The following is a 4393-nucleotide window of genomic DNA, read 5'->3' on the forward strand; positions in this document are numbered from 1 at the left end:
GGCTACCGCAACCTCACCGAGTTGATTTCGCGTGGCTTTATCGACGGCCAGCGCAATGGTCAGGTCATCATCGAGCGCGAGTGGGTGGCCGAGGCCAACGAAGGCTTGATCATGTTGTCGGCGGCGAAGGAGGGCGAGATTGGTATCGCCTTGCTCGGTGGCAATCCTGATGAGGCCGAGACTCTGGCCCGTGAGTGGATGGCAATATTCCCGGATCGCTTCTATCTGGAAATCCAGCGCACCAATCGCCCCAACGACGAAGAACAGTTGCACGCCGCTGTGGCCCTGGCTGACAAGATCGGCGCGCCGCTGGTGGCGACCAACGATGTGCGCTTCATCAAGCAGGAAGACTTCGCCGCTCACGAAACCCGCGTATGCATCGGTGAAGGGCGGGCGCTCGACGATCCGCGCCGCTCGAAGAACTACAGCGACCAGCAGTACCTGAAAAGCGCCGAGGAAATGGCCGAGTTGTTCAGCGACTTGCCCGAAGCGCTGGAAAACACCGTTGAAATCGCCAAGCGCTGCAATATCGATGTGAAGCTCGGCAAACACTTCCTGCCCAACTTCCCGATTCCCGATGGCATGACCATCGACGAGTATTTCCGCAAAGTCTCCTTCGACGGCCTGGAAGAGCGCTTGAGCGTTCTGCTGCCCAAGGACACGACCGAAGATTACGAGGCCAAGCGTCAGGTCTATGTCGACCGGTTGAATTTCGAGCTGGATATCATCATCCAGATGGGCTTCCCCGGTTACTTCCTGATCGTTATGGACTTTATCCAGTGGGCCAAGAACAACGGCGTACCGGTAGGTCCTGGCCGTGGGTCGGGTGCCGGGTCGCTGGTGGCCTATGTGCAGAAGATTACCGACCTCGACCCGCTGGAATATGACCTGCTGTTCGAACGTTTCCTGAACCCGGAACGGGTTTCCATGCCCGACTTCGACGTCGACTTCTGCATGGACGGTCGTGACCGGGTGATCGACTACGTGGCCGAGAAATACGGCCGCAACGCGGTAAGCCAGATCATCACGTTTGGTTCCATGGCCGCCAAGGCTGTGGTCCGTGACGTGGCGCGGGTGCAGGGCAAGTCCTACGGACTGGCGGATCGTCTGTCGAAGATGATCCCCTTCGAAGTCGGCATGACCCTGGAAAAAGCCTACGAGCAGGAAGAAATCCTCCGCGACTTCATCAAGGTCGATGAAGAGGCCGCGGAAATCTGGGAGATGGCGCGCAAGCTTGAAGGCATTGTGCGTAACGTCGGCAAGCACGCCGGTGGTGTGGTGATCGCGCCGACCAAGCTGACCGACTTCTCGCCGATCTATTGCGACGAAGAAGGGGGCGGCCTGGTAACCCAGTTCGACAAGGACGACGTCGAGGCTGCGGGTCTGGTGAAGTTCGACTTCCTGGGTCTGCGAACCCTGACCATCATCGATTGGGCGCTGAAAACCATCAACCGCGACCGCGCCAAGGTCAATGAGCCGCCGCTGGATATCGCGTTTATCCCACTGGACGACAAACCGACCTACACGCTGCTGCAAAAAGCTGAAACCACCGCGGTGTTCCAGCTCGAGTCGCGCGGCATGAAAGAGCTGATCAAAAAGCTCAAGCCCGACTGCCTGGAAGACTTGATCGCACTCGTGGCGTTGTTCCGTCCAGGCCCGTTGCAATCGGGCATGGTGGATGACTTCATCAACCGTAAACACGGTCGCGCCGAACTGGCGTACCCGCACTCGGATTACCAGTACGAAGGCCTCAAGCCGGTATTGGCGCCGACCTACGGCATCATCCTGTATCAGGAACAGGTGATGCAGATCGCTCAGGTCATGGCCGGCTACACCCTCGGTGGTGCGGACATGCTGCGTCGGGCCATGGGTAAGAAAAAACCCGAAGAAATGGCCAAGCAGCGTGGCGGCTTTATTGAGGGTTGCGCGACCAATAATATCGATGCCGACCTGGCCGGTAACATTTTCGACCTGGTGGAAAAATTCGCCGGTTACGGCTTCAACAAATCTCACTCTGCCGCCTACGGCCTGGTGTCGTACCAGACCGCCTGGCTGAAAGCCCACTACCCGGCACCGTTCATGGCCGCGGTACTCTCGGCGGATATGCACAACACCGACAAGGTCGTGACCTTGATCGAGGAAGTGCGGACCATGAAGCTGCGCCTCGACGCGCCGGACGTGAACACCTCGGAGTTCAAGTTCACGGTGAACGACGAAGGCCGGATCATTTACGGTCTGGGGGCGATCAAGGGGGTTGGCGAGGGGCCGGTTGAAGCGATTACTGAAGCGCGCCTGGAAGGGCCCTTCAAGGACCTGTTCGATTTCTGCGCCCGGGTCGACCTCAAGCGCATCAACAAACGGACCCTCGACGGGTTGATCCGCAGCGGTGCGCTGGACCGACTCGGCCCGTATTTCCACGACGAACCGAAAGCCTATCAGGCCAACATCGACCGCAATCGCGCCGTCTTGCTGACGGCCATGGAAGAAGCGATCAAGGCGGCCGAGCAGACGGCGCGGACCCACGACAGTGGGCACGCGGACCTGTTTGGCGGTCTGTTTGTCGAAGAAGACGCCGACGTCTACGCCAATCACCGCAAAGCCAAGGAGCTGACGCTCAAGGAGCGCCTGAAGGGGGAGAAAGACACCCTGGGGCTGTACCTGACCGGTCACCCGATTGACGAATACGAAGGTGAAATCCGCCGCTTTGCCCGTCAACGCATCATCGATTTGAAACCGGCGCGTGATACACAGACGGTCGCGGGCATGATCATTGCCTTGCGGGTGATGAAGAACAAGAAGGGCGACAAGATGGGGTTCATCACCCTCGACGACCGCTCGGGCCGGATCGAAGCGTCGCTGTTTGCCGAGGCGTTCCATTCCGCGCAGTCGCTGTTGCAGACTGACGCGATGGTGGTGGTCGAAGGCGAAGTCAGCAATGACGACTTCTCCGGTGGCCTGCGCTTGCGGGTCAAGYGGGTGATGAGCATGGAAGATGCGCGCACCAACCTGGCCGAGAGTCTGCGCCTGAAGGTCCAGACCCAGGACCTCAAAGGCGATCAGCTACGCTGGCTAGGCGAGTTGTTCAAGCGTCACCGCGGTGCGTGCCCGATTACCATGGAGTACACCAGTCCTGATGCCAAGGCCTTGTTGCAGTTCAGCGAGACCTGGCGAATCGATCCGGCGGATGCCTTGATTCAAGCCCTGCGTGACCAGTTCGGGCGAGACAACGTCTTCCTCCAATACCGTTGACGGTCAGGCGCCATTCTTTACCTTTGAAAGCTTGGCCTTGACCTTGACCCAATTTTTAATCTCGACCTGAACGCGCCTGTCCCTTAAGGTAGGGCGCGAATAGACAACCGGCCGGCCCAAGCTCTCTTGGACGTCGACCCAAGACGGACGCCTATGAACCCGAATTTTCTTGATTTCGAACAGCCGATCGCCGACCTGCAAGCCAAGATCGAAGAGTTGCGCTTGGTYGGTAATGACAATTCGCTGAATATCGGCGATGAAATCTCCCGCCTGCAAGACAAGAGCAGCACGCTCACCGAAGACATCTTCGGCAAGTTGACCAGCTGGCAGATCGCGCGTCTGGCGCGTCACCCACGTCGCCCGTACACCCTGGACTACATCGAACACATCTTCACCGAGTTCGATGAATTGCACGGTGACCGTCACTTCTCCGACGACGCTGCGATTGTCGGCGGTGTTGCCCGTCTGGACGACCAGCCGGTGATGATCATCGGCCACCAGAAAGGCCGCGAAGTGCGCGAGAAAGTTCGCCGCAACTTCGGTATGCCGCGTCCTGAGGGCTACCGCAAGGCCTGCCGCCTGATGGAAATGGCCGAGCGTTTCAAAATGCCGATCCTGACGTTCATCGACACCCCGGGTGCCTACCCTGGCATCGACGCTGAAGAGCGCAACCAGAGCGAAGCGATTGCCTGGAACCTGCGCGTCATGGCGCGCCTGAAGACCCCAATCATCGCCACCGTGATCGGTGAGGGTGGTTCCGGCGGCGCACTGGCGATCGGCGTTTGCGACCAGCTGAACATGCTGCAGTACTCGACCTACGCGGTGATCTCGCCGGAAGGTTGTGCCTCGATCCTGTGGAAAACCGCCGAGAAGGCACCGGATGCCGCTGAAGCGATGGGCATCACCGCCGAGCGCCTGAAAGGCCTGGGTATCGTTGATAAAGTGATCAGCGAGCCACTGGGTGGCGCGCACCGTGACCCGGCTGCAGCTGCTGCCTTGATCCGTGCCGAGCTGAGCTCGCAACTGGCGATGCTGAAGAAGTTCGACAACGACGCGCTGCTGGCCCGCCGTTACGAGCGTCTGATGAGCTACGGTCTCTGATCTGACCTCGCTGTACCCATGTGGGAGCGAGCCTGCTCGCGAT

The 4393-nt window shown here is 59.4% G+C and carries 2 protein-coding genes; both read left to right on the forward strand.

Annotation, left to right across the window (positions count from 1 at the left end):
* Positions 1-3249 (forward strand): DNA polymerase III subunit alpha (gene dnaE, locus AC1DH9_RS23680; RefSeq protein WP_477808877.1); only part of this gene is annotated, 3249 nt, incomplete at its 5' end.
* Between the two features lie 153 nt (positions 3250-3402).
* Positions 3403-4350, forward strand: coding sequence for an acetyl-CoA carboxylase carboxyltransferase subunit alpha (locus AC1DH9_RS23685; RefSeq protein WP_427534644.1), 948 nt, complete (start codon positions 3403-3405; stop codon positions 4348-4350).
* Positions 4351-4393 lie beyond the last annotated feature (43 nt).

Source organism: Pseudomonas sp. 05T35 (genome assembly GCF_056396605.1).